This window comes from Algihabitans sp. (assembly GCF_965226985.1).
In the GTDB taxonomy this organism is placed as follows: Bacteria; Pseudomonadota; Alphaproteobacteria; order Kiloniellales; family DSM-21159; genus Algihabitans.
This window is the reverse complement of sequence record NZ_OZ245712.1, coordinates 931,315-954,769: the sequence shown is the minus strand read 5'-3', so window position 1 is coordinate 954,769 and position 23,455 is coordinate 931,315. Positions and strand designations below refer to the sequence as shown.

Sequence of the window (23,455 nt, the reverse complement as noted above, 5' to 3'; positions counted from 1 at the left end):
TCGGATGTCGCAGGAACGATCCGAAACGGCGTTTGACCGTCACCATCCCTTTCAAGAATCTCTAGTCTTCTCGGAGAGGCAGGCGAACAGGGCGACGCGCGATGAAAGACAGGGTGCAAGCGGCGGTGATCGGCGGCGGCGTGGTCGGTGCCTCGGTCCTCTACCACCTGACCAAGGCCGGCTGGCGCGACGTCGTGCTGATCGAGCGCAGTGAGCTGACCTCGGGCTCGACCTGGCACGCGGCCGGCGGCATGCACACCCTCAACAGCGATCCCAACGTCGCCAAGCTGCAGAGCTACACCATCGCCCTCTACCGCGAACTGGAAGAGATTTCCGGCCAGTCCTGCGGCATCCACCTGACCGGCGGCATCATGCTGGCTGGCACGCCTGAGCGGCTGGACTACCTGAAGGTTGCCCAATCCAAGAACCGCCTGCTCGGCCTGGAAACGGAGTTCATCTCGCTCGACGAGGCCGAGGCGATCTTCCCGATCATGGACAAGCGCCACTTCCTGGGCGCGCTCTACGACGCCAACGAGGGCCACGTCGACCCCTCCGGCGTCACCAACGCCTACGCCAAGGCCGCACGCCTGCAAGGCGCGGAGATCTACCGCCACACCCCGGTGGTGGAGCTGAGCCCGGCCCCGGAAGGCGGCTGGCTGGTGGTGACCGAGAAAGGTACGATCCACGCAGAGCAGGTCGTGAACGCCGGCGGTCTCTGGGCCCGCGAACTCGGACGCATGGTCGGACTGGAGCTGCCACTGCTCGCCATGGAGCATCAGTACATCGTCACCGACGACATGCCAGAGGTGGCGGCGCACGGCCGCGAGCTCGCCCACTGCATCGACTTCGAGGGCGAGGCCTACATGCGCCAGGAGGGGCGCGGCATGGTGCTGGGCACCTACGAGCGCGCCGGTGTGCCCTGGTCGCCGGAGCGCACGCCGATGGACTTCGGCCACGAACTGCTGCAGCCCGACCTGGACCGCATCGCACCCAGCCTGGAGGTAGCCTTCGAGCACTTCCCGGCCCTCGGCAACGCCGGCATCAAGCGGACAATCAACGGTCCTTTCGTCTTCGCGCCGGATGGAAACCCTGTGATCGGTCCGGTTCGCGGATTGCCCGGCTACTGGCTGGCGACCGGCGTGATGGCCGGCTTCAGCCAGGGCGGCGGGGTCGGCCTGACTCTCGCCAACTGGATGGTCGAGGGCGATCCGGGCATGGACGTCTTCGCGATGGACAACGCCCGCTTCGGCGCCTGGGCCGACAGGGCCTACACCCACGCCAAGGTGCAGGAGAACTACAGCCGCCGCTTCAGCATCACCTTCCCCAACGAGGAACTGCCGGCCGCCCGCGAACAGCGCACGACGCCGGTCTATGGAGAGCTGTCAGCAGCGGGCGCGGTCTGGGGCGCGACCTACGGGCTGGAGCAGGCCCTTTGGTTCTCCCCGGAGGGACAAGAACAGACGGAGACTCCAAGCTTCCGCCGCTCCAACGCCTTCGATCCCGTCGCGGCCGAGGTGCGGGCCTGCCGCGAAGGCGTCGGACTGTTCGAGACCTCCGGCTTCGCGAAGTATCAGGTCACCGGCAAGGACTCGGAAGCCTGGCTCAACCGCCTTCTGGCCGGACGCCTGCCCAAGGCCGGGCGGATCGCCCTGACGCCGATGCTGGCACCCGACGGTCGGCTGCGCGGCGACTTCACAGTCGCCCGCGCCGACCGGGAGACCTTCAATATCTTCGGCTCGGGCCCTTCCGAGGGCTTCCATCTGCGCTGGTTCGAGAGCCGGATGAACGGGGCGGAGGTGACGGTCGAGGCACAGGGGGACAACCTGGTCGGCTTCATGATCGCGGGGCCGAAGTCGCGAGAGCTGCTGAGCCGTCTGGCCGAGGGCGACGTCTCCGCCAACGCCTTCCCCTTCCTCTCCTTCGCCAGGCTACGCGTCGCCGGCGTGCCGACGCTGGTGGGACGAATCTCCTTCACCGGCGACCTGGGCTACGAGCTGTGGGTCGCACCGGAGGACCAGTCCCGGCTGCTGGCCGAACTGCGCAGTCATGGCGAAGACCTGGGCCTGCGGCTCTTCGGCAGCCGCGCACTGGACTCCATGCGGCTGGAAAAGGGCTACGGCGGTTGGCTGCGCGAATACTCCGTCGACGACGAGCCCTTCGAGGCGGGCCTCGGCCGCTTCGTGGCGTTGGGCAAGGGCGACTTCGTCGGCCGCGCCGCAGCCGAACGCACCAAGGCCGAAGGACCGAAGCGCAGGCTGGTCACCCTGCTGGTCGAAACCGAAGACGCGGACGCCTGGGGCGACGAAGCGGTCTGGCACGACGGCCAGGTGGTCGGCAACGTGACCTCAGGTGGCTACGGCCACTTCGTCAGGCAGTCGATTGCCTTGGCCTACGTACCGGCCGAACTGGCGGCTAACGGCGCGAGCAAGGAGGTAAGCTTCGAGGTCGAGATCCTGGGCGAGCGCCGCCCGGCCCGCCTGACAACCTCGCCGCCCTTCGATCCCAGCGGCGCCAGAATGCGAGGCTAACCCGGAACCGGTTCGGTCGCGGTTTCGGCAGCGGGCCGCTCGACCAGCCGTTCCAGCGTCTCGACCCGGTCGGCCTCCTCGGCAGGCTTGTCCCAGCGGATGCGGCTGATCCGGGGGAAGCGCATGGCCAGGCCCGACTTGTGGCGGGTCGAGGGGTGCACGGCGTCGAAGGCCACTTCCAGCACCAGCCCAGGCTCGACGGCGCGGACCGGCCCGAAGCGGTCGGTCGTGTGGTCGCGCACCCACTTGTCGAGCTGGCGCAGCTCCTCGTCCGTGAAGCCGAAGTAGGCCTTGCCGACCGGAACCAGTTCGTCACCGCCATCGCTGTCCGGCCGCCAGGCGCCGAAGGTGTAGTCGGAGTAGTAGCTGGAGCGCTTGCCATGGCCGCGCTGAGCGTACATCAGCACGCAGTCCAGCAGCAGGGCGTCGCGTTTCCACTTGTACCAGGGCCCCCTCGGCCGTCCGGCGACATAGGGGCTGTCGGCCCGCTTGAGCATCAGGCCTTCGATGGAGTTCTCGCGGGCCGTCTCCCGCAGCTGCTTCAGATCCTCCAGCGTCTCGAAGGTCAGCAGGTGGGAGAGATCGAGGCGCGCGGGTCGCGTCCGCTCGACCCAGGCCTCCAGCCGCCGCCGGCGCTCGACGAAGGGCAGAGCGCGCAGGTCCTCCTCCCCGTCGAACAGCAGATCGTAGACGCGCAGGTGCGCCGGATAGCTCTGCAGCAGCTTCGCAGAGACGGTCTTGCGCCCGAGCCGCTGCTGCAGGTCGTTGAAGGGCGCCACCTGCCCATCGCGCAGCACCAGCAGTTCGCCGTCGAGGACGGCGTCGTAGTCGATGGTCTCCAGAATATCGGGAAAGGCGCGGCCGATGTCGTCGCCGGTGCGGCTGAACAGCCGGCGCTGGCCACCCCGTCCGACTAGCTGAACCCGGATGCCGTCCCACTTCCATTCGGCGCGGTAGTCGGCGACCGGCAGCCCGTCGATCTCGCGATCCTCCAGCGGGTTGGCCAGCATCAGCGGGCGGAAAGCCGCCGCCAAGTCCAGGTCGGGGATCGGACCTTGCCCCTCCAGCCAGGCAAAGAGGCTCTCGTAGGGCGGTTCCAGGCCGTGCCAGAGTTCCTCGATCTCGGCCACGTCGCGCGCGCCGAAGGCGGCCAGCGCCGTCTTGGCCAGACGCGCCGAGACGCCGACGCGCAGACCGCCAGTGATCAGTTTCAGTAAGCCCCAGCGGCCGGTCGCATCGAGGGTGTCGAGCCAGCGCTCCAGAAGCTGCGGCACCTCCCGGCGGCTGGCGGCGTTCAGGGCCTCCACCACCTCGCCCAGGTCCGGCGCTCGGTTCGCGCCGGGCCGCTCCGGCCAGATCAGGGCTACCGTCTCGGCCAGGTCGCCGACGTAGTCGTAAGACCAGCCGAACAGCACCGGGTCGCTGCGCTCCGCCACCAACTCGCGCACCAGGGCCGGCTTGGCGCTGGTCAGTTCGAGGGTGCCCGTCAGGGCCGCCAGCGCCCAGCCCCGGTCGGGATCGGGCGTCGTGCGGAAGAAGTCCGCCAGAAGCCGCAGCTTGCCGTTGCGCGAGGGCGTGTAGATCAGCCGATCGAGCAGTTGAGCGAAGCCGAGCATACTCATGGCTCGCTCTCGACCGGGACTGCGGGCTCGGACTTCACCCCGCTCCCGGTTTCCTGCTCCTCCTCGCCACGGCCGATCAGGGAGAGCGCGCGGGCGCGGAAACCCTGCTGTCCGGCGTAGTGGACCAGTGCCTCTTCACTGCCGTGGGTCACCCAGACTTCGGGCGCGCCGACATCGCTCAAGGTCTGAATCAACTCGTCCCAGTCGGCATGGTCGCTGACGATCAGCGGCAGCTCGACGCCGCGCTGCTTGGCGCGCTGGCGCACCCGCATCCAGCCGGAGGCCATACAGGTCACGGGATCGGACAGCCGACGCGCCCAGCGGTCGGCGATGGCCGAGGGCGGTGCCAGCACGATCTCCCCGGCCATCTCCTGCTTGTCGGCCGCCGTGGCCGGCCTGAGTTCGCCAAGCTCGACGCCGTGATCCCGGTAGAGGTCGCAGAGCTGCTGCAGGGCACCGTGAATCCAGATCGGACGGTCGTAGCCGGCCCGGCGCAGCAGCGCGATCACCCGCTGCGCTTTGCCCAGTGCGTAGGCGCCGACCACGTGGGTGCGCTCCGGAAACAGCCTCCGCGAGTCCAGCAGTTTGGCGATCTCGTCGTCGGTCGGCGGGTGGCGGAAGACCGGCAGGCCGAAGGTCGCCTCGGTCACGAAGACGTCGCAGGGCACCGGCTCGAAGGCGCGGCAGGTCGGGTCCTCCCGCCGCTTGTAGTCGCCGGAGATGACGATCCGGCTGCCCCGGTACTCCAGCACCGCCTGGGCGCTGCCAAGCACGTGGCCGGCCGGCGCGAAGGAAACGCAAACCTCGCCGACGCTCCGCGTCTCGCCATAGGGCAAGGGCTCCAAGGATCCGCCGGCAGCCTCGCGATAACGGCTGCGCATGATCGCCAGGGTCTCCGGGGTCGCCAGCACGGCAGCGTTGTTGGGGCGCGCATGGTCCGCATGGCCATGAGTCACCACGGCCCGCTCCACCGGCCGGGCCGGATCGACGTAGAAGTCGCCGGGGATGCAGTAGAGCCCGGAGGGTCGGACCTCCAGCCAGGTGTCGGGATGGGGCGGGCGCGAAAGCTGTGCCATGCCGTCGATATGGCTCGAACCGGCTGCCTTCTCAAACCCCGCCTTCTTGAAACCCCACCATTTCATGACCGTCTGGGATGCGCTACTGTGCAACCCATGGCCGAGACATTCGATCTGCACCCGGACCTCTCCAGACTGGAGTCGGTCGAGGACTGGGATCTCTGCCGCGTCCTGCTGATGGACGACTCCCACTATCCCTGGCTGGTCCTGGTGCCGCGCCGCGACGGCCTGCGCGACTTCCACGATCTGGAGGGGGCCGACCTGCAGACCGCGACGGCGGAGATCGTCCGGGCTTCGAAAGTCCTGGAGAGCTGCTTCCGGCCTGACAAGATGAACGTCGCGGCGCTGGGCAATCAGACACCCCAGCTGCATATCCACGTGATCGCCCGCTTCCAGACCGACCCCGCCTGGCCCGGCCCGATCTGGGGCAAGATCCCGGCGCGGCCCTACGATCCTGCCGAGCGCGAGGATCTGCTGGTCCGCCTGCGCGGCGCCATCGTCGAGGTGGAAAACGCCGAGGCGTGACGCTCAACATTTCTTGAGATCAAGCGTCATATTTTCATATGCTTAAAAGAATATTCTCACCTTATTTCTTAATACCAAACAGCCTCAGTTCGTCGCCTGTCCTCCTCATTGCCAACAGAGATTAGAAGCTGCGGGCGCTTCCACCTATCTTGCCCGCATGGATGCCCCCCCGCTTCCCGATTCACAGCTTCCGGCTCGCTTCACCGCCTGGTTCGACAAACGCGGCTGGGCGCCCCATGCCCATCAGCTGGAGATGTGGGAGGCGGCGCAGCGGCGGCAGTCGGCGCTGCTGATCGCCCCGACTGGAGCCGGCAAGACGCTGGCCGGCTTCCTGCCCTCACTGATCGATCTAGCGGCCTGCCCGCGCGAGGGCCTGCACACCCTTTACGTCAGTCCGCTGAAGGCGCTGGCGGTAGACATCGAGCGCAACCTGACGGCCCCGCTCGCGGAGATGGGCCTGGAGATCGCCGTCGAGACGCGCACCGGCGACACCCCCCAGGCCAAGCGCACACGTCAGCGTAAGAAACCGCCGCAACTCCTTCTAACAACACCGGAATCTCTTGCCCTACTGCTGAGTTACCACGATGCGGCCAAGATCTTCGCGGGGCTCGACACGGTCGTGATCGACGAGCTACATGCCCTGGCCTTCGGCAAGCGCGGCGACCTGCTGTCGCTCGGGCTCGCCCGCCTCTCGGCCCTGGCGCCCGACGTCCGGCGGGTCGGCCTCTCGGCCACGGTGCACGCCCCGGACTTTCTGCGCGCCTGGCTGTCGCGGGACGGCGATGCGGAGGACCCGGCCGTCCGCACGGTGCTGGGCCGCGACGGCGCGGAACCGGAGGTCGAAATTCTGACCACACGCGAGCGCCTGCCCTGGTCGGGGCATATGGCCGTTCATGCGCTGGGCGAGGTCTACGAGCGGATCAAGCAGGCCGGAACCACGCTGGTCTTCGTCAACACCCGCGCCCAGGCCGAACTCTGCTTTCAGGAGCTTTGGCGGCTCAACGAGGCCGGTCTGCCCATCGCCCTGCACCACGGCTCGCTTGAGGTGGGGCAGCGTCGCCGGGTCGAGGCCGCCATGGCCGCCGGCAAGCTGCGCGCCGTGGTCGCCACCTCCTCCCTCGACCTGGGCGTGGACTGGGCCAGCGTCGATCTGGTGGTGCAGGTCGGCGCGCCGAAGGGCGTCTCGCGCCTGCTGCAGCGCCTGGGCCGCGCCAACCACCGGCTGGACCGGCCCTCCAAGGCGTTGCTGATCCCCGCCAACCGCTTCGAGGTGCTGGAATGCCGGGCGGCCAAAGAGGGCGTACGGCAGCGCAGTCTGGACGGCGACCCGCCCCGCAGCGGTGGGCTGGACGTCCTGGCGCAGCACATTCTGGGCGTCGCCTGCGCCGGCCCCTTCGCGGCCGACAGTCTTTATGACGAGGTCAGGAGCGCCGCGCCCTACTGCGACCTGCCGCGCCGGGACTTCGACGACTGCCTGAGCCTGGTGGCGACCGGCGGCTACGCCCTCAAGACTTATGAGCGGTTTCGCCGCCTGATCCGGGATGCCGAGGGCCACTGGCGGGTCGCCAATCCGATCCACGTTCGGCGCTACCGAATGAATCTCGGGGTCATCGTGGATGCGCCGACGCTCAAGGTCCGCCTGCAGAACGGCCGCAGCTTCGGCGAAGTCGAGGAATACTTCGCCCAGATGCTGGTGCCTGGGGACAGCTTCATCTTCGGCGGCGAGCTCCTGACCTTCCTCGGCATCAAGGAGACCAGCCTGATCGTCGCGCGCGCCAGCGGCGGGGGCGAACCCAAGGTGCCGAGCTACATCGGCGGGCGTCTGCCGCTCTCGACCCATCTGGCCGAGCGGGTGCGGGCGATGCTGGAAAATCCAGCCGAGGCTCAGGATGGCTGGGACGGCTTTCCGCCCGCCGTCACCGAATGGCTGCGGCTGCAGCGATGGCGGTCGGTTCTGCCGCCGCGCGATGGGCTGCTGGTCGAGAGCTTCCCGCGCGGCGGCAAGGAATTTCTGGTCGCCTACTGCTTCGAGGGGCGGAACGCGCATCAGACCCTGGGCATGCTGCTGACCCGGCGGATGGAGCGCGCGGGCCTCTCGCCGCTCGGCTTCGTCGCGACGGACTACGTGATCGCGGTCTGGTCGCTCAAGCCGGCGGAGGACCTGGACGCCCTGTTCGACCAGGACATGTTGGGCGACGACCTGGAGGAATGGATGGCGGAGAGTTCCCTGCTCCGCCGCACCTTCCGCAACGTGGCCGTGATCGCGGGACTGATCGAACGGCGGACTCCGGGGCAGGAGAAGACCGGCAAGCAGGTCACCTTCAACGCCGACCTAATCTATGACGTCCTGCGCAAACACGAACCGGACCACGTCCTCCTGCGGGCCACCCGAGCCGACGCGGCAACGGGGCTGACCGATATCGGGCGGCTGGCCCAGATGCTGCAGCGCGTTCAGGGCCGCATCCGGCATCAGCGCCTGGACCGCGTCTCCCCGCTCGCCGTCCCGGTGCTGCTGGAGATCGGCCGGGAGCAGGTCTACGGCGATGCTCTCGACGAGCTGTTGGGCGAAGGCGCCCAGGCCTTGATCGAAGAGGCGACGGCCCCGACCCTCGATCAGGCGAAGCTGCCGCTGTGAGCCAGGGACGACCCGCAGCCCATGACCGATCTGTCGCAACACCAAGCCACGCGATCCACGGTGAAGCGACTCTCACCGAGCGTCTAAACTGTCCACATGCTTGATCGTCCAAGAAACCGCCCAAGAGACCGCTCCGACGAGGTCGCACCGCTGCGCGTCAACGGACAGAGCCTGCAGCCGCTGGTGAGCGGGGCGCTCTGGTGGCCCTCCCGCACCACGCTGATCGTCGCCGACCTGCACTTCGAAAAGGGCTCCAGCTTCGCCGCGCGCGGTCAGTTCCTGCCGCCCTACGACACCTCGGCCACACTGCAAAAACTTGAGATTCTGGTGGAGCAATTTCGCCCGAAAGCTTTGATCGCATTGGGAGATTCCTTTCACGATCGCGCCGCTGCGGAGCGGGTATCCCGGCAGGATCAGGCGCGCATCGGACGCTTGACGGCAGAACTCGACTGGCTGTGGATCGCCGGCAACCATGATCCCGAGCCTCCCGCCGACTGGGGTGGGCGGATCGCGGCCGAGGCGACGATCGACGGCCTTGTATTCCGACACGAGGCGGAGCCCGAGCGGCCGGACGGCGAAGTCAGCGGCCACTTCCATCCCAAAGCCGGCGTTCGGGTGCGCGGCAGGCGGGTCTCGGCCCGCTGTTTCGTCAGCGATGGACGGCGGCTGATCCTGCCGTCCTTCGGCGCCTACACAGGTGGGTTGGATGTACTGGACCCAGCGGTGTCCAGGCTCTTTCCGAAGGGGTTCACCGCGCACTTGCTGGGCAGGAAGACCCTGGCGGCCTATCCCGCGTCCGCCTTGGTCGCCCTAATCGGATAACACCGCCGCTCCCGAGCGAAGCCTCCACTCGAAACGGAAAGGGCCGGCATGCAGCGGCATGCCGACCCTCCGTGCGCGGCGGTCCCGGTGGGGGGAACCGAACCACCGCGTCTACAGACCTTGGAACCGGAAGCTTATTCCGGCAGAACCACGGTATCGATCACGTGGATGACGCCGTTGGAGGCCTCGATGTCAGCCTGGATCACCTGGGCCTGATCGACCATGACCGCGCCGCCCATCGCCTTGATGTCGAGCGACTGACCCTGCACGGTCTCCGCCATGGTCTCCTTACCCATGATATCGCCGGCCATCACTTTGCCCGGCACAACGTGGTAGGTCAGGATCTCGACCAGCTGTTCCTGGTTCTCCGGCTCCAGCAGACTCTCGACAGTGCCCTCGGGCAGCTTCGCGAAGGCCTCGTCCGTCGGCGCGAAGACCGTGAAGGGGCCATCGCCCTTGAGTGTGTCGATCAGGCCGGCCGCCTCGACAGCGGCGACCAGCGTCTCGAAGTCGGAGTTGCCGGCGGCAATTTCGACGATGTCGTCGGCCTTGGCAGCCAAGGCACCGAAGGCGATCGGCAAGGCAACAGCGGCAGCGGTCAGGCTTCGAATGAAGGTCATAGGGACGGTGCTCCTGTCTAAGGGTTCGTCTCTCTCGCAGCGCGTAGAAGATGCGGCGCGCGCTTTCACCAGGAAGTAGCTAGAAGACGAAGAGCGGACGGCAAGCACCTGATTTGCATGACAAAAATTTAATCTTGTCGGATGATCCACTCACGGCTGCATCGCGTAAAGGCATCGGTCGACAAACGTCTTGAGAAGACTAGCTTTCTGCGAATAGCTCTCAGAACGACGGACTCTCACATCACATGCTCTTCCCGCAAAAATGACAGAAGATTCGACGAAAAAAGGACCGACGCTGGTCTGGTTCCGCCAGGATCTTCGGCTTTCGGACAACCCGGCTTTAGTCTCGGCGGTCGAGCGCGGAGAACCGATCGTACCCCTTTATCTCCTGGACGATGATACGCCCGGGAACTGGACGATGGGCGGGGCGTCTCGCTGGTGGCTGCACAAGAGCCTTGAGAGCCTCGCCGCCGATCTGGCATCCAAGGGCGCCCAACTGCTGCTACGCCGTGGCCGCGCAGAAGACGCGATCCCTGCCTTGGCGGAGGAAATCGGTGCGGCGACCGTGGTCTGGAACCGCTGCTACGAACCCTGGGCTGTGCCGCGTGACACCGCCATCAAACAGACCTTGAAAGCAGCCGGCGTCGCGGCAGACAGCTTCTCGGCCAGTCTGCTGCAGGAACCCTGGACCGTCGAGACCGGAGCCGGAAGCCCCTATACGGTCTTCTCTCCCTTCTGGCGTGCGATCCGCGACCGTCACGTTCCGAAGCCTCTCGCGGCTCCGGACCGCCTCTCCGGGCTGTCCGGGCTGAGCGGCGACAGCCTGGAGGACTGGGCTCTGCTGCCGGAGGCGCCCGATTGGGCCGGCGGCCTACGCGAAACCTGGTCGCCCGGAGAAACCGCCGCACAAGAAAGGCTGGCCGCTTTTCTCGAAGAGCGCGTCGCCGGCTATGCCGCCGAACGCAACCGGCCGGACATCGAGGGCACCTCGGGCCTGTCGCCCTACCTGCATTGGGGAGAGATCTCGCCACGGCAGATCTGGCACGCGACCCTGCATCACCTTTCCGCCGAGGACAAAGCTGAGAAAGGCGTCTGGTCCTTCCTGAGCGAAGTGGGTTGGCGCGATTTCTCCTACCACCTGCTGTACCACTGGCCGTCGCTGATGGACGAGACCTGGAAGGAAAACTTCAAGGCCTTTCCCTGGCGCGAAGACCCGGAACGCTACCGGGTCTGGTGCCGGGGAGAGACCGGCTTTCCCATCGTGGACGCCGGCATGCGCCAACTCTGGCATACCGGTTGGATGCACAACCGCGTGCGGATGATCGTCGGATCCTTTCTGATCAAGGACCTGATGATCCATTGGCGCGAAGGCGAGCGCTGGTTCTGGGACACGCTGGTCGATGCCGACGCCGCCAGCAACGGTGCAAGCTGGCAATGGGTGGCCGGCTGCGGTGCCGACGCCGCGCCCTACTTCCGCATCTTCAACCCGATGACCCAGGGTGAAAAATTCGATCCAGCCGGCGACTATGTTCGTAAGTGGGTTCCAGAAGTGGCTGGTTTGCCCGACCGGTATCTGCACAGGCCCTGGGAGGCACCGGACGAGGTTCTGGCCAGTGCCGGAATCACCTTAGGCGAAAGCTACCCGAAACCGATCGTCGACCATAGTCAGGCAAGAGAGGCCGCGCTCGCGGCCTTCGAAAAAATCAAGAAAGGCGCCGCATGAGACTCGCAGTCGTCGGATCGGGCGTGGCCGGGCTGGGCGCCGCCTGGGCGCTCTCCACCGACCACGAGGTCGTGGTCTACGAAGCAGAGAACCGGCTGGGCGGTCACTCCAATACGGTCGAGGTCACGACGGCGAACGGCGGACGGCTGCCCGTCGACACCGGTTTCATCGTCTACAACGAGCGAACTTATCCAAACCTCATCCGGCTGTTCGATCATCTGCAGGTGACGACAGAGCCGAGCAACATGTCCTTCGCCGTCTCGGTAGATGAGGGGCAGTTCGAGTATGCGGGCAGCGCGGCTGGGCTCTTCGCTCAACGGCGCAATCTGATCCGCCCACGGCTCTGGCGGCTGGTTCGTGATCTCCTGCGTTTCTATCGGACGGCACCGGCCTTTCTCGAAACCGACGGAGACCTGCCGATCGGCGAGTTCTTAAGACGCGAAGGCTACTCGCCGGCCTTCATGGACGATCACCTGCTGCCGATGGCGGCGGCGGTCTGGTCCTGCTCGACCGAGGATGTCAGCGCCTTCCCGACAAAATCCTTCCTGCGCTTCAACCTCAATCACGGACTCATGCAGCTTTCGAACCGTCCGCAATGGCGTACGGTATCCGGCGGCAGCCGCGAGTATGTGAAGCGCCTGTCCGCGCCCGTCGCCGCACAGGCCAGGCTGAACACCCCAGTCGCTGCGATCCGACGCACGGCCGACGGTGTCACCGTGATCGACGGTTCAGGGCATAGCGACAGCTTCGATCAAATCGTGCTGGCCTGTCACGGCGATCAGGCGCGCGCGATCCTGGGCGACGAGGCGACGCCGGCCGAAGCTGCCGTGCTGGATGCCTTCCGCTATCAGCCGAACCGGACGCTGCTGCATCGCGATCACAGTCTGATGCCCCGTCGACGCGCGGTCTGGTCGAGCTGGAACTACCTGAGCGGCCAAACCGCCGACGCGCGGCGCGCTGTCTCCGTCACTTACTGGATGAACCGCCTGCAGAACCTCGATCCCTCCGTGCCGCTTTTCGTGTCGCTCAATCCGATTCAGGACCCGCGCGACGACCTGATCGAAGCGGAGTTCAGCTACGACCATCCGATCTTCGACCAAGCCGCCGTCGCGGCTCAGGCCCGGCTTCCGGAGATCCAGGGCGTCGCGCGCACCTGGTTCTGCGGCAGCTACTGCGGCTACGGATTCCACGAGGATGCCTTGCAGGCCGGCTTCGCGGTGGCAGCGGCGCTGGGATCGCCGGTGCCCTGGGCCGCGGAAGTCGTGCCCGCAAGCCCGGCCGCCGGCATCGTACCGGAGGACCTGCGGCCACGGGTGTTGGAGCCGGCCATCGCGGCGGAGTAGGCTGAAACCGACATGCACTCGGCCTTGTACTTTGGAGAGGTGATGCACAAGCGGCTGCGGCCCTTCGTGCAACGATTCGTCTACCGGGTCTTTTCCTTGTGGATCGATCTGGAGGAACTTCCCCGGCTGGACCGGCAGCTCCGCCTGTTTAGCCACAACCGCTTCAACCTCTTCAGCTTTCACGACCGGGACCATGGCGCTTGCGACGGAACGGCGCTGCGCCCCTGGATCGAGGCCCAGTTGCACCTGGCCGGTCGGGATATCGCCGGAGGCCCGATCCGCCTGCTCTGCTTTCCCAGGGTTCTGGGCTACGTCTTCAATCCGCTGACGATCTGGTTCTGTCACCGTCCGGACGGGACGCTCGATTCCATTCTCTACGAGGTTCGCAACACCTTCGGCGAAAAGCACGGCTACCTGATTCCCTTGAACGGCAGGTTGCCGGCAGGCGCCGCCATCCGCCAGACCTGCGACAAGGGCTTCTACGTCTCCCCCTTCATCGGGATGGAGGCGCGCTACCGCTTCAAACTGACGGTTCCCGACGAACGACTGTTCGTTGCCATCCTGCAGGACGTACCGAAGGGCCCGCAGTTGATTGCGACGCAGAGGGGTCTGCGACAGCATCTGAGCGACGCGACACTGCTGCGCGCCTGTTTCGGCCGTCCCCTGCTGACGCTCAAGGTGATTGCCGGCATTCACTGGGAGGCCGCGAAGCTCTGGCGCCGCGGCGCCACCTTCCACCGGCGGCCGGCGCCGCCGACAACCGCAGTGACCCTGCTTGCGCCCCAGCCCGCCGTCCTGCCGGACCCAGCCGAATGATCGCCACCAAGCCCGCGTTTCGAGAAGAGAGTACCTGCATGACCGTGACCGACGTGACCCGAGAGCTTCCGACGACTGCCCACTTGCCGCGCCCCTACGGCATTCTTGGTTTCTTCGGGCGCCGGCTTGCCTGCGGCAGCGCAATGCTGCAGCTGCCCGACGGCAGCCGGCATCTCTATCGCGGTCGCGAGCCGGGCCCGCATGGAGAACTGCAGGTCCTTAGCCCTCGCGCCGTCCGCCGTCTGATTTCCGGAGGTTCCACCGGCTTCGCCGAGGCCTACATGGCCGGCGATGTCGACTCCCCGGACTTGGCAGCCTTCCTGCGCGTCGCGGCCCTGAACTTCGAGGCCTGGGAGGAACGTCTGGAAGGCAGCACCACCTACCGGATGATGAAGCGCTTCTGGCATCTGATGCGTCCCAACAGCCGGGCCGGCGCTCAGCGCAACATCGCCTACCACTACGATTTGGGGAATGCCTTCTACAGCGCCTGGCTCGACGAGAGCATGACCTACTCCTCAGCGGTCTTCGAGCACGACGCCATGGAGCTAGGCGAAGCCCAACGCGTCAAGTACCGCCGGATCGCGGAAGCGGCCGAGCTAACCCCGGACCATCACCTTCTGGAGATCGGCTGCGGCTGGGGGGGCTTCGCAGAGTTCGCCGCCAAGGAGCGAGGTGCGCGGGTGACCGCCGTCACGATCTCCAACGAACAGTTCGCCTTCGCCCGCCGGCGCATACAGGAGGCCGGCCTGGCCGATCGGGTGGAGGTTCGTCTTCAGGACTACAGAGACATCCCCGAACGCTTCGACAGGATCGCGTCCATCGAGATGTTCGAAGCCGTGGGCGAAAAGTACTGGCCCGCCTACTTCGCAAAGGTCCAGGACAGCCTGCGCCCCGGCGGCCGCGCCGCCCTGCAGGTCATCACCATCGCGGACAGCTTTTTCGAACGCTACCGCCGCGGCGCCGACTTCATTCAGCGCTATATCTTCCCCGGCGGCATGCTGCCCTCCCCCTCCGTGCTGCAGCGGCAGGTCGAGACGGCCGGATTGCGGTGGGTCGCCGATCACGGCTACGGCACGCACTACGCGCGGACGCTCGCCGACTGGCACGAACGCTTCGACGCCGCCTGGCCGAAACTGACCGACCTTGGGTTCGACGACTACTTCCAACGGATGTGGAAGTACTACCTGGCGTATTGCGAGGCCGGCTTCGCCACCGGTCGGATCGACGTCAGACAACTGACCCTGGCCCGCGACTGACAGCGGTCTGGGTGGCGATCAGGGCAAAGGCAGCGAGGGCAAGCGAGTGAACGAGAGCGTCGCCCAGGGCGGACGCGTGCCCTGGTCCATGTTGACCGCCTTCGGCCTGCTCGGTCTGCCGATGGCCGCGCAGCAGCTGCCGCTCTTCGTCTTCCTGCCCCCCTACTACGCCCAGGACCTGGGCGTCGGCCTGACGGCCGTCGGGGCGGCGCTGCTGGGCGCCCGCCTTTGGGACATGGTGACCGATCCGCTGGTGGGCTGGCTGTCCGACCGTGGCGGCAGCCGCTTCGGACGGCGCAAACCCTTCATTCTCGCCGGCACGCCGATCCTGGTGGTGTCGATCTGGTTCCTCTTCGACCCGCCGGAGGACGCCGGGGCACTCCATCTTCTGATCTGGACCATGGTCGCCTACCTGGGCGGCACCCTTCTGGTCCTGGCGCACCAGGCCTGGGGCGCGGAAATCTCTCCCGACTATCATCAGCGCAGCCGGATCGCCATGAGCCGCGAGCTCTTCATGGTGATCGGGACCGTCCTGACCGTCGGGCTGCTGATGGTGACCCGAGGCGACGTCGGCGAGACAATGCGGCTGATCGCCTGGGGCTTCACATTGACTCTGCCGCTCTTCGTGGCGTTAGCGCTGTGGCGCGTCCCGGACGCTCCGGCGCGGCGGGCAACCGGCAGCTTCAGCTTGCGCCAGGGATTTCGCCTACTGGTCGGCAACAAACCCTTCGGCCGCCTGATCGGCGCCTACTTCCTGAACGGCGTGGCCAACGGCCTGCCGGCAAGCCTTTTCCTGCTTTTCATCGGTCACGTTCTGCGCCCGGAAAGCGAGGTCTGGCAGGCGGTGCTGCTGTTGACCTACTTCCTCAGCGCGGTGGCCGCCGTTCCGATCTGGTTGCGTCTTTCCTACCGCTTCGGAAAGCACCGGACCTGGATCTTCTCGATCGTCTGGGCCTGTCTGGTGTTCGTCTGGGTTCCCTTCCTCGGTGAAGGCGACGTCTGGTGGTTTCTGCTGATCACCGTGCTCAGCGGTGTCAGTCTGGGCGCCGATCAGGCGCTTCCCTCCTCCATGCAGGCGGATGTGATCGATCTCGACCGGCTCAAGTCGCGGCGGCAGCGCGCCGGGCTGTACTTTGCGCTCTGGGGCATGGCCAACAAGCTTTCGCTGGCGCTCGCGGCCGGGCTGGCCTTCCCGCTGCTCGATCTCTTCGGCTTCGATCCGCAGGCCGAGGTCAACGACGCCTCCGCACTCTTCGCCCTCGCCGCGCTCTACGCCCTGCTCCCCGTCGCCTTCAAGCTCGCCAGCATCTGGACCGTGGCGGGCTTCCCGATCGGACCGCAAACCCAGGCCCGCATTCAGCGGCTGATCCAAAGACGCGAGCTGCAACGTACATAGGACTTAAACATGAAACGTCTGTCACTGGCAGCGGCACTGTTCGCCACCCTTGCCATCTCAGGATGCGGATCGATGGATATCGAGGAGTTTGAAGGTCGCGAACCAAAACTGGTCCTGGAGGAGTTCTTCGCCGGGCAGACTAGAGCCTGGGGAATCTTCGAGGACCGTTTCGGCAATCTGCGTCGTCAGTTCAAGGTCGATATCGAAGGCACCTGGGATGGCCAGACCCTGACACTGGTCGAAGATTTCTTCTATGCCGACGGAGAGATCGATCAACGAATCTGGACTCTGACGAAGACAGGCGAGAACACCTACGAAGGCACGGCGGACGACGTAACCGGCATTGCGCGCGGCCAGACCGCCGGCAACGCCTTCACCTGGAGCTACAACCTGGACCTGGAGGTCGGCGGCCGGACCTGGAACGTCCACTTCGAGGATTGGATGTTCCTGCAGGAAGACGGGACCATGGTGAACCGCGCCTACGTCAGCAAGTGGGGCTTTCAAATCGGATCGGCGACCATCTTCTTCCAGAAGGATGACGCCGCGGCAGACATACAGCAGAGCGGCGCGGACCTGCAACGCGCCGCGGAGTAACGCCTCGACCGGACGCAGGCTCGCAGTCCAAACCGCTGGTACAAAGATGGCTACTGGCACGGGCCTTTGTCAGGCGGCAGGATGCCCGTTGTCGACGACCCGCCAGGGTGGAAGGTTCAAGCGCACGGTACAGCCCTCACCAAGACTGCAGTCATCCAACGTCAACCGCCCTCCGTGAAGCTCGACCAAACGTCTGGCGAGCGCCAGTCCGAGCCCCAGGTTCCCACAGTCGCTGCTGTCTCCCTGACCCTGTCTGCCGGCACCGTCTCCACAATGGAAGGGAGAAGTCAGGCTCTCCCAATTGTCCGGCGACAGCCCCACTCCTCTGTCACGAACCGCGAAGCTGGCGACGCCGTTGTGCAGCCCCCAGATCAAGATGACCGGCCGAACCGGATCGTCTTCGCTGGTCCCACGATTTTCCGCTACTCCATGTTCAACCGCGTTGGACAGGACCTGAAACAGGGCTTGTTCCAGCAAGGCAGGATCGACACGTAGAGTTAGATGATCGGCGGCCGGCCCATCGGGCTCGATCCGGAGCGAGATGCCCTTCGCCTCCGCTCTGGCCGCCACCAGACGGCAGGCACGCTCAGCCACGTTTCGTGCTCCGATCTCTTCCTCGTGGACCCGAACCTGACCGTAGACGATCTCCGTGTAGGACAGAACACGGTCGGCGAAGCGCTCCAGTCGGCGGCCGCCATCGCGCATGGCTTCCGCATACTCGCGATAGACGGGAGGCTGGATCGGTCCGTTGATTTCCCCCGCAATCAACTCGGCAAAGCCGACAATCGCGTTCAGCGGCGTGCGCAGTTCATGACTCAGCAATGCCAGAGCCTGGATCCGCTCTTTCTCCTGCTCCGGCTGTCTCTGCTGCGCTGCACCGCGGGCATCGCGGCGCACTTTGAAAAAGCCGGTCGCCAGCCCCGCCAGATCCTGAAGATCGGTCAGCTCTTCCGAACTCAGAGGCGCTCGCGGCTCGAAATCGATGATGCAGAGCGTGCCGAGCGCGGCGCCTTCGACGAGAAGCGGCACACCGGCGTAGAACCGAATGTAGGGAGGGCCGACGACCAGAGGATTGTCGCGAAAACGTGGATCCTGGGTCGCATCGCACACGATCACGGGAGACTCCGCAACGATCGCATGCGCGCAAAAGGCTTGATCGCGTGGCGTTTCCCGGGCGGTCAGGCCAACCTGTGCGAAGGACCACTGCCGGTCCTCGTCGATTAAGGAGACGAGCGCTATGGGAACGGCAAAGCGACGGGACGCCAGCTCTACGAGCCGCTGCAAATCGGGATCGACGGGCTGATCGAGCACATCGCAGACGTTGAGAACACTCAGCCGATAGCGCTCGTTGAAGGGGATCGGTACCTGCGATGCGGCCGGGAGCATCTTCGACATCGGCGATAGATCTCAAATAAATGTTGATTCTATTCGCATCAAAAGTGGCGCAAATTCATTAATGCGGCATAAACCTTGACTTACCGAACAAGCATTTATCCATCGGAAGCTGCCAAGAGCGCAGTCCAATTCGACCAGAGATATGGATTTTGTATTTATACTGCCAATATGAAGGGCCGAGAGGCATCATCGAGATCATGACGCGACATCGCGCGCCGCCTTCTTCTTGGTTCGGCTGGAAGAAGACGGTGCACGACCAGGGCCTAGCCCAAGACTATAGACAGGACTCGGTCCCTGGTCGTGTCTGATCAACGTCATCCGTCATGGGACAGTCGGCGACGTATCCTTTCGATCAGCCATCCAAGACCCGGCAGCTTGCCGTAGAACTGGCTGCCGGCATCCCAATGGTCGATGTGCGCCGTGACGCGACCGTCCGGACCAAAGTGAAGCTCGGACATTCCATCGATCTGCCATAGGGGCCCACCCGGCTTGGTTCGAAAGGTCATGCACCAGCGCAGGTAGCCCGCCTGTCGTCCCATGGCCGCATCGGAGACAGCGAAGGCCGGGTCCTGCAATCGGCCGAACATCTCGCGAAAGATATCGAGAAAAGCCTCGCGGCCGCGCAGGTCGTTGAAAGGATCGACGAAATGGAGATCGTCACCGACCAACTGCCCCAGGTCGTCGAGGGTGTCGGGCGTCATCTCTTCGAACGCCCTCGCGTAGCGCTCGAACGTTTCCTCCGGCGTCACTCCGCCAGCTCCCGATCCTTGACCATATGGCGAGCGAGCGGAAAGTAGAGACGATACGGCAGGCGCTGCAAGAGTTTCAGCAGGTAGGCGAAGCGCCGCGGGAAGACGATTTCGAAGCGATCGGACTCCAGGCCGTCGGCGAAAGCTCGCGCGGCATCTTCGGGCTCCATCAGGAAGGGCATGGGGAAGTCGTTCTTGTCGGTGAGCGGCGTCCGGACGAAACCGGGGTTGACCACCTGCATGGTCAGTCCGGCGAGCGCCAGTTCGGGTCGCATCGACTCGCACATGTTGATCAGCCCGGCCTTGGTCAGGCCGTAGGCGGCCGCAGAGGGCAGACCGCGATAGCCGGACAAGGACGCCACGACGGCGATCCGCCCGCGTCGGCGCGCCGTCATGGCGGCGATGATGGGCTCCAAACAGAGCACAGTCCCCATGACGTTGATGTCGAGTAGCTTGCGAAAGTCCTCGGCCTTGAGCCGCCGGCCATCGACGGGCCTATGCGTGCCGGCGTTGAGCACCGCCGTCTCGATCGGTCCGACGTCGCTTTCGATCTTCCGGACGGCCTCCGCAACCGCCGGACCGTCGGTGACATCCAACGCCCAGGGCACGACACGGCCGGATCCCTGAAGGATCGCAGCCTCGGTGGCGAGTTCGTTCAGCTTGTCGGCGCCGCGTGCGCTGGCGACCACCGTCCGGCCGCGCCGCACCAGCTCCAGCGCCAAGGCCCGGCCCAGTCCCTGAGAGGCCCCGGTGATCCAGACGCAGCCGTTCGACTTCCCCGTCACCGTCATGGCCCCTTGTGTCTCGCTACTGACTGTCCTGCCACTGACCCTCCTCAACCGTTTCGAGCTGCGACAGAAAGGCCTCCGCGTCTTTCCGCATCGCCGCGACCTTGTCCGGTTTCATGCGTTGCAAACTCTTCACGATCAGACCCATGCGGGGGTTCTTCTCCAACTTCGTGCGGTTGCGGGCGATGAAATCCCAGTAGAGAAAGTTGAAGGGGCAGGCATCGTCGCCGCTTTGCCGCTTCACGTCGTAGCGGCAGCGTTTACAGTAGTCCGACATGCGGTCGATGTACTTACCGCTCGCGGCGTAGGGCTTGGAGGCGAAGACGCCGCCGTCGGCGAAGAGCGCCATTCCCGTCACGTTGGGCAGTTCCACCCACTGATAGGCGTCGGCGTAGACCACCAGGTACCACTCGTTGACCGCACCCGGATGAACGCCGGCCAGCAACGCAAAGTTCCCCGTCACCATCAGTCTCTGAATGTGATGGGCATAGGCGTTCTCTCGGGTCTGGGACACCGCCTCGGACAGACAGACCATCTCGGTCTCGCCGGTCCAGTAGAAGGACGGTAGGTCCCGCTGAGCGTCGAAGAAATTGCCCTCCGCGTAGTCCGGCATCTTCAGCCAATAGAGGCCCCGAACGAACTCCCGCCACCCCAGGACCTGACGAATGAAACCTTCGACGGCGTTAAGGGGGGCTTCGCCCTCCCGCCAAGCGCGCTCCACCCGCGCACAGACCGCGTGGGGGTCGAGGAGACCGGCGTTGAGGTACTGCGAGACGACCGAGTGAAACAGCGTCGCTTCACCGTAGGCCAAAGCGTCCTGATAGTCGCCGAAGTTCGGTAAACGCTCCTGCACGAAGGCCTCGAAGGCTGCCTCCGCCTGCTCGGCCGTAACGGCGAACCAGAAGGGCTGCAGACTGCCGAAGTGCTCCGGGAACCGCGCGGCGACGAGCTCCAGAACCTCTGACGTGATGTCGTCGGGAGAGACTCGAAGAACGTCGGGTACCGGCAGGTCGCCGGGTAAGGCCTTGCGGTTGTCCTGATCGAAATTCCACTTCCCGCCCTCGGGCTCGCCGCCGGCATCGATCAGGAAGCCGGTCCGCCGCCGCATCTCGCGATAGAAGTACTCCATCCGCAAGGACTTGCGGCCCTCGGCCCAGTCGGCGAAAGCCGCCGGGGTGCAGAAGAAGCGACCGTCTTCGCGGATTTCCACCGGGATCCCCAGATCCGCTTCCCAGTCGCGCATGCCCTCGCGGACCCGCCATTCGCCGGGTTCCGTCACCACCAGCCTCTCCGGGCCATGACGCGCGATGGCGCGCAGAACTTCGCCGTGGAAACTGCCGCTGTTGTCGGGATCGTCCAGCGAAACGTAGTCGACCGCCACGCCCTCACCTCTCAGAGCCTCCGCAAAGTGGCGCATGGCGGAGAAGAGGAAGGCGATCTTCTTCTTGTGGTGACGGACGTAGGTCGCCTCCTCCCAAACCTCGACCAGCAAGACGCGATCGCGGTCGGGGTCGAGGTCGGACAGGGAAGAAAGGCCGCGGCTCAGCTGATCGCCGAGGACAAGGCGCAGCGTTGCAGTCGGCATAGGTGCGAAGAAAACCTAGCGGTCGTTCTGATTGTTCAGCAGCGAGTTCTCGCGTTCCTCCTCCTGGCCGGCAAAGAAACTGACCCGCTCCAGGTCCTCGGGGATGCCGCCTCGGAAATACTCGATCTGCTCGCCGTTGATCTCGAACGCGGTCTTCACCCACTCATTGTTGGCGTCGTACCAGATATCGAGATCGAGATCGCCGCTCATACGGTAGTGACGTGCCTCGATGACCTCTCCATCGACCCACACGTCCGACGGTCCGACCAGCTCGGTCGAGACCTCCCGAACCTGGCCTTTCTGGGTGTCCAGCAGGCGTTCGGCCTCCACCATGTCGTAGTTCCAGTAACTGGTGGTTAGAAGCGACGTCGGCACCACCTCCTTACCGTCCTTGGTCTCGATCCGCATGCCCTCCGGCGTCTGTTGGGCACGCACGAAGTAGTCGTCACCGTCGTCGTTGGTCTCCGCCACCAGACTGACGAGTTGTCCGTCGCGCCAGATCTCTCGGTTCTCGTGGCTGTATCGGAAGAAGGTGAAGGGTCCGACTGTGACCTCCAGATCGATGGTAACCAGCACTTCCAGTTGGCCGTCACGCTCCGTAAAGCTCAGGCGATGCTCGCCCAACGGAGAATCGCCACGCAGAACACGGAAGTCGAGACCGCCGTCCGTCGGGATGGACGCGACCGCCGGAAGGCATAGGGCAGCGGCAAGGCCACCCACAATCGCCGTGCGCAGGAGCAGAGGTCTTTTCAGGGTCATAACGTCCTCGTTCTCGAAGCCATCGGAGCGGACGACAGATCCGCGTGACGGGGGATCTGCGTGACAGGGGATCCGCGTGACAAGGGCGCTCGCTGGCCCAATCACCTCTCATATAGGAAGTGATACGTAAGACTCAGCCGAGTGGATGATCATCATGGTTAAGAAAGTCTGAAATCGCCTGAAAAACTGCGGAGCGATCCGAGTCCGACCGTCCGAATCCGGCGGCATGACCGGACAGGCTTTCGATCACCTGGACGCGTGCCTGCGGGAAAGCCGCCGCCTCGGCTATGACTTGTTCCGGCGTGAAGTAGGCGTCGCTGGCAGACGGCAGGAAAAGGATCGGCAGACGCGCCGCGGCGGCGGCCGAAGCGAAATCCCCTCCCGCCCCTGCGATGTCATGAGCCCGCCAAGTGCGTAGGTGGCAGATCAGGTCATTGGCATCGCGATCATGGTAGCGGCGGCGCCACTTCGCGAGAAAGCCCTCCAGGTCGCCGGCAGCGGTATCCTCGTACTCGAGATAATGGCCGAGGCGGAAGAAGTCCGGAGACAGGGCCCAGGGCGCCCAGGTTTCGGACAGGCGCGACAGCCCCTCGAGCGGCGGTGCGTCGTAGCGGCCGGCCGCGAAGGCGGGATCGGCGGTCAGGGCCCGCTCCAGGCTGTGCAGGAAGAGCTGCTGGTGCAGGCCGGCACGAGCCGATCCGACCAGAACGACCGCCCGGGCCACCCGATCGGGATGGCTGACCGCCCACTGCAGCGCCTGCTGCCCGCCCATGCTGGCCCCGACGACGGCCCCGAGGCGCCCCACACCAAGATGATCGAGTAGCCGGGCCTGAAGCGCGACGTTGTCGCGAATTGTCACCGGCGGAAAGTCGGGACCGTCGAACGGCGGCGGCGTGTTGGAGGGAGACGACGAGCGGCCGTTACCCAGCAGCTCCGTCCGGATCAGCCAGTGGCGCGTCGGATCCAACGGTCGGCCGGGTCCGACCAGATAGTCCAGGTCGGCGGGCGTCTGCGCAAAGGCCGTACAGGTCAGGATCGGCAGGCCTTCGCCGACCCGTCCGTGGCTCCGGTAGGCCAGTCGGGCGCGTGGCAGCCGCTGGCCGCCGACCAGCGGCCAATCGGTCTCCTCGAAGACCTCGTAGGGCGGAGGAGCAGCGGCAGTCATCCTAACAATCCTACAGTTGTGCGGCCGACGGCGGCCTCATAGCCTAGCGGCCCCGAAG

General features: G+C 65.5%; 19 protein-coding genes. 10 read left to right on the top strand and 9 right to left on the bottom strand.

Annotated elements, in window-relative coordinates; genetic code table 11:
* Positions 1 to 101 precede the first annotated feature (101 nt).
* Entirely contained in the window at positions 102 to 2,528 is a 2,427-nt protein-coding gene (locus ACO054_RS04205) for a GcvT family protein (protein WP_421709197.1), read from the top strand.
* Here ACO054_RS04205 and ACO054_RS04200 read toward each other — a convergent pair.
* Together ACO054_RS04200 and ACO054_RS04195 are read right to left on the bottom strand one after the other, a co-directional pair.
* Positions 2,525 to 4,150, bottom strand: a complete 1,626-nt coding sequence (locus ACO054_RS04200) for a cisplatin damage response ATP-dependent DNA ligase (protein WP_421709196.1) — start codon at positions 4,148 to 4,150, stop codon at positions 2,525 to 2,527. The two genes, ACO054_RS04205 and ACO054_RS04200, sit on opposite strands and share 4 nt — an antisense overlap.
* Positions 4,147 to 5,292: a ligase-associated DNA damage response exonuclease gene (locus ACO054_RS04195; RefSeq protein WP_421709195.1), complete on the bottom strand. Its 1,146-nt coding sequence runs from the start codon at positions 5,290 to 5,292 to the stop codon at positions 4,147 to 4,149. The genes ACO054_RS04200 and ACO054_RS04195 overlap by 4 nt, the downstream gene beginning before the upstream one ends.
* Before the next feature lie 30 nt (positions 5,293 to 5,322).
* On the opposite strand from ACO054_RS04195, the gene ACO054_RS04190 reads away from it, so the two are divergent.
* From ACO054_RS04190 to pdeM, 3 genes are all read left to right on the top strand, one after another.
* A complete protein-coding gene (locus ACO054_RS04190; protein WP_421709194.1) occupies positions 5,323 to 5,751 on the top strand; it encodes an HIT domain-containing protein in 429 nt (142 codons plus the stop codon).
* Between the two features lie 157 nt (positions 5,752 to 5,908).
* The gene (locus ACO054_RS04185) at positions 5,909 to 8,386 is read left to right on the top strand and encodes a ligase-associated DNA damage response DEXH box helicase (protein ID WP_421709193.1); all 2,478 of its coding nucleotides are present in this window, start codon (positions 5,909 to 5,911) and stop codon (positions 8,384 to 8,386) included.
* Between the two features lie 96 nt (positions 8,387 to 8,482).
* Positions 8,483 to 9,208: a ligase-associated DNA damage response endonuclease PdeM gene (gene pdeM / locus ACO054_RS04180; RefSeq protein WP_421709192.1), complete on the top strand. Its 726-nt coding sequence runs from the start codon at positions 8,483 to 8,485 to the stop codon at positions 9,206 to 9,208.
* A 134-nt stretch (positions 9,209 to 9,342) separates the two neighbouring features.
* On the opposite strand, the gene ACO054_RS04175 is transcribed toward pdeM, so the two are convergent.
* Positions 9,343 to 9,828: a fasciclin domain-containing protein gene (locus ACO054_RS04175; RefSeq protein WP_421709191.1), complete on the bottom strand. Its 486-nt coding sequence runs from the start codon at positions 9,826 to 9,828 to the stop codon at positions 9,343 to 9,345.
* A gap of 262 nt (positions 9,829 to 10,090) precedes the next feature.
* Here ACO054_RS04175 and ACO054_RS04170 point away from each other — a divergent pair, with 262 nt between their 5' ends.
* Genes ACO054_RS04170 through ACO054_RS04145 form a run of 6 tightly spaced genes read left to right on the top strand, consistent with a single transcriptional unit; the run spans position 10,091 to position 16,956 of the window.
* Positions 10,091 to 11,551, top strand: a complete 1,461-nt coding sequence (locus tag ACO054_RS04170; protein WP_421709190.1) for a cryptochrome/photolyase family protein — start codon at positions 10,091 to 10,093, stop codon at positions 11,549 to 11,551.
* A complete protein-coding gene (locus tag ACO054_RS04165) occupies positions 11,548 to 12,894 on the top strand; it encodes an NAD(P)/FAD-dependent oxidoreductase (protein ID WP_421709189.1) in 1,347 nt (448 codons plus the stop codon). The genes ACO054_RS04170 and ACO054_RS04165 overlap by 4 nt, the downstream gene beginning before the upstream one ends.
* 12 nt (positions 12,895 to 12,906) lie before the next feature.
* The gene (locus tag ACO054_RS04160; protein ID WP_421709188.1) at positions 12,907 to 13,710 is read left to right on the top strand and encodes a DUF1365 domain-containing protein; all 804 of its coding nucleotides are present in this window, start codon (positions 12,907 to 12,909) and stop codon (positions 13,708 to 13,710) included.
* A gap of 38 nt (positions 13,711 to 13,748) precedes the next feature.
* On the top strand, positions 13,749 to 14,966 hold the full coding sequence (locus tag ACO054_RS04155) for a class I SAM-dependent methyltransferase (protein ID WP_421709187.1): 1,218 nt from the start codon (positions 13,749 to 13,751) through the stop codon (positions 14,964 to 14,966).
* Positions 14,967 to 15,012: 46 nt separating this feature from the next.
* A complete protein-coding gene (locus tag ACO054_RS04150) occupies positions 15,013 to 16,362 on the top strand; it encodes an MFS transporter (protein ID WP_421709186.1) in 1,350 nt (449 codons plus the stop codon).
* 9 nt (positions 16,363 to 16,371) lie between these two features.
* Positions 16,372 to 16,956: a DUF3833 domain-containing protein gene (locus ACO054_RS04145; protein WP_421709185.1), complete on the top strand. Its 585-nt coding sequence runs from the start codon at positions 16,372 to 16,374 to the stop codon at positions 16,954 to 16,956.
* Between the two features lie 69 nt (positions 16,957 to 17,025).
* On the opposite strand, the gene ACO054_RS04140 is transcribed toward ACO054_RS04145, so the two are convergent.
* The 6 genes from ACO054_RS04140 to ACO054_RS04115 form a co-directional block, all read right to left on the bottom strand.
* On the bottom strand, positions 17,026 to 18,351 hold the full coding sequence (locus ACO054_RS04140; RefSeq protein ID WP_421709184.1) for a GAF domain-containing sensor histidine kinase: 1,326 nt from the start codon (positions 18,349 to 18,351) through the stop codon (positions 17,026 to 17,028).
* A gap of 314 nt (positions 18,352 to 18,665) precedes the next feature.
* A complete protein-coding gene (locus ACO054_RS04135) occupies positions 18,666 to 19,100 on the bottom strand; it encodes a nuclear transport factor 2 family protein (RefSeq protein ID WP_421709183.1) in 435 nt (144 codons plus the stop codon).
* On the bottom strand, positions 19,097 to 19,891 hold the full coding sequence (locus ACO054_RS04130; RefSeq protein WP_421709182.1) for an SDR family NAD(P)-dependent oxidoreductase: 795 nt from the start codon (positions 19,889 to 19,891) through the stop codon (positions 19,097 to 19,099). Before ACO054_RS04130 ends, ACO054_RS04135 begins: the two co-directional genes overlap by 4 nt.
* 16 nt (positions 19,892 to 19,907) lie before the next feature.
* Positions 19,908 to 21,473, bottom strand: a complete 1,566-nt coding sequence (locus ACO054_RS04125) for a cryptochrome/photolyase family protein (protein ID WP_421709181.1) — start codon at positions 21,471 to 21,473, stop codon at positions 19,908 to 19,910.
* A gap of 15 nt (positions 21,474 to 21,488) precedes the next feature.
* Entirely contained in the window at positions 21,489 to 22,232 is a 744-nt protein-coding gene (locus tag ACO054_RS04120) for a DUF6134 family protein (protein ID WP_421709180.1), read from the bottom strand.
* A 133-nt stretch (positions 22,233 to 22,365) separates the two neighbouring features.
* Positions 22,366 to 23,397 (bottom strand): alpha/beta fold hydrolase, encoded by a 1,032-nt coding sequence (locus ACO054_RS04115; protein WP_421709179.1) that lies wholly within the window; start codon positions 23,395 to 23,397, stop codon positions 22,366 to 22,368.
* Positions 23,398 to 23,455: the final 58 nt, after the last annotated feature.

What these genes read in the sequence shown, in the direction of transcription:
- ACO054_RS04170 (WP_421709190.1), top strand. Translation starts at nt 10,091, where the DNA reads ATGACAGAAGATTCGACGAAAAAAGGACCGACGCTGGTCTGGTTCCGC.
- ACO054_RS04185 (WP_421709193.1), top strand. Translation starts at nt 5,909, where the DNA reads ATGGATGCCCCCCCGCTTCCCGATTCACAGCTTCCGGCTCGCTTCACC.
- ACO054_RS04125 (WP_421709181.1), bottom strand. Translation starts at nt 21,473, where the DNA reads ATGCCGACTGCAACGCTGCGCCTTGTCCTCGGCGATCAGCTGAGCCGC.
- ACO054_RS04165 (WP_421709189.1), top strand. Translation starts at nt 11,548, where the DNA reads ATGAGACTCGCAGTCGTCGGATCGGGCGTGGCCGGGCTGGGCGCCGCC.
- ACO054_RS04175 (WP_421709191.1), bottom strand. Translation starts at nt 9,828, where the DNA reads ATGACCTTCATTCGAAGCCTGACCGCTGCCGCTGTTGCCTTGCCGATC.
- ACO054_RS04115 (WP_421709179.1), bottom strand. Translation starts at nt 23,397, where the DNA reads ATGACTGCCGCTGCTCCTCCGCCCTACGAGGTCTTCGAGGAGACCGAT.
- ACO054_RS04205 (WP_421709197.1), top strand. Translation starts at nt 102, where the DNA reads ATGAAAGACAGGGTGCAAGCGGCGGTGATCGGCGGCGGCGTGGTCGGT.
- ACO054_RS04130 (WP_421709182.1), bottom strand. Translation starts at nt 19,891, where the DNA reads ATGACGGTGACGGGGAAGTCGAACGGCTGCGTCTGGATCACCGGGGCC.
- ACO054_RS04195 (WP_421709195.1), bottom strand. Translation starts at nt 5,292, where the DNA reads ATGAAATGGTGGGGTTTCAAGAAGGCGGGGTTTGAGAAGGCAGCCGGT.
- ACO054_RS04155 (WP_421709187.1), top strand. Translation starts at nt 13,749, where the DNA reads ATGACCGTGACCGACGTGACCCGAGAGCTTCCGACGACTGCCCACTTG.
- pdeM (WP_421709192.1), top strand. Translation starts at nt 8,483, where the DNA reads ATGCTTGATCGTCCAAGAAACCGCCCAAGAGACCGCTCCGACGAGGTC.
- ACO054_RS04145 (WP_421709185.1), top strand. Translation starts at nt 16,372, where the DNA reads ATGAAACGTCTGTCACTGGCAGCGGCACTGTTCGCCACCCTTGCCATC.
- ACO054_RS04160 (WP_421709188.1), top strand. Translation starts at nt 12,907, where the DNA reads ATGCACTCGGCCTTGTACTTTGGAGAGGTGATGCACAAGCGGCTGCGG.
- ACO054_RS04120 (WP_421709180.1), bottom strand. Translation starts at nt 22,232, where the DNA reads ATGACCCTGAAAAGACCTCTGCTCCTGCGCACGGCGATTGTGGGTGGC.
- ACO054_RS04140 (WP_421709184.1), bottom strand. Translation starts at nt 18,351, where the DNA reads ATGTCGAAGATGCTCCCGGCCGCATCGCAGGTACCGATCCCCTTCAAC.
- ACO054_RS04200 (WP_421709196.1), bottom strand. Translation starts at nt 4,150, where the DNA reads ATGAGTATGCTCGGCTTCGCTCAACTGCTCGATCGGCTGATCTACACG.
- ACO054_RS04190 (WP_421709194.1), top strand. Translation starts at nt 5,323, where the DNA reads ATGGCCGAGACATTCGATCTGCACCCGGACCTCTCCAGACTGGAGTCG.